The organism is Vibrio crassostreae, assembly GCF_041439375.1.
In the GTDB taxonomy this organism is placed as follows: Bacteria; Pseudomonadota; Gammaproteobacteria; order Enterobacterales; family Vibrionaceae; genus Vibrio; species Vibrio crassostreae_D.
The window spans coordinates 1-1,167 of the sequence record NZ_JBGONY010000140.1; the positions used below are offsets into that span (position 1 = coordinate 1).

A 1,167-nucleotide genomic window follows, 5' to 3' on the forward strand; every position below is an offset into this window, starting at 1 on the left:
TGTTCAACACTCGGGATTTAGTGTTGGCTGCGCAACACCTTAATCCTTATTTGTTAGGGCAATTATTTTAAATTGTACGGGACATTCGCATTTTCCCCAAAAGCTCCACCGAAATACTTATTTAGACAAATACCAAATTTTTTCTGATGTTTGTACTGCAAAAACATTTCGTCATTAGCCATACACTTGTTCAGTCCACTAAAAGCGTAACCACCTTCGACTCTTTGTATCGGTAAGTGTTCTAACATTTGATACTCGATAATCAAATTTTTAAATTTTCCGTTGTCAGAAACTCCGTCAAGACAGTTAATAAAAAGTAATGCCAACTCCATTGTAGATAGCTGTGCTCGTAAAATACTTGCATATTTACGCTTTCTCTGTTGTGGAAGTACAGAGTCATCATAGCTGTCTATTAATTTGAGTGCTTGATAAAGGTTTCTAAAGTAATGTCCGAATATATGGTTATTTTTCGTTTGAATAACTTTGTATCGCTCTACAACTTCTTCTGGGCTATCAGTTCGTTCCGTTAAGATTTTAAGTACTTCTTCAAAAGATTCCCGCCCCTCAAACAGGCTATTATTTGTAACGGCGGAAATTGATGCGACTTGACTTGCGACAATCTTTAGAACACTTTCAAATTGACGTTGCTTGGATAACACCGAAATGTCTAGTTTGATCGAATCGGCAATTTTATGATGCAAATTTAATATATTGAAGAAAGTACCCTCGATTGCTTGCATTTCAAGTGCATCTGCCGTTTTCTCATATTCGTCTCGAGCAAGCTTCAACTCTCTACGTTGAATAACAATTGTTGTAATCAAGCCAAACAATGTTAAAAATGTAAATATAGGGTTTAGAACTCCCCCCAAAAAGTCACCAAATACACCACCTTTTTCAGTAAACAGAATTAATATGACATTAATACTGAATGCCACAACACCAAACCCTAATGCTGCTACTAGTACGTTGAAGAGTATGTAGTTTAAAGACTTCTTCGATAAGTCATCCTCTTCCTTGAACATACCGTCAAAATATACGAAAAACTTGTCCACAAACCTAAACCAATGTTCTTTCATTTTTATGCTCATATTCTATTATTATCGATATTGCCCTAACGCTTAAGTATTTATCCGTTGTCGTAGCACAATGGATAAATACCTGTTGGAC

1 protein-coding gene is annotated in these 1,167 nt (G+C 35.8%); it reads right to left on the reverse strand.

Features of this window, described 5'->3' with window-relative positions; all coding sequences use genetic code 11:
• Window positions 1–62: 62 nt before the first annotated feature.
• Window positions 63–1,076 carry a putative phage abortive infection protein gene (locus ACED45_RS24030; RefSeq protein WP_086402277.1) on the reverse strand — a complete coding sequence of 338 codons (1,014 nt, stop codon included), beginning with the start codon at window positions 1,074–1,076 and terminating at the stop codon, window positions 63–65.
• Window positions 1,077–1,167: the final 91 nt, after the last annotated feature.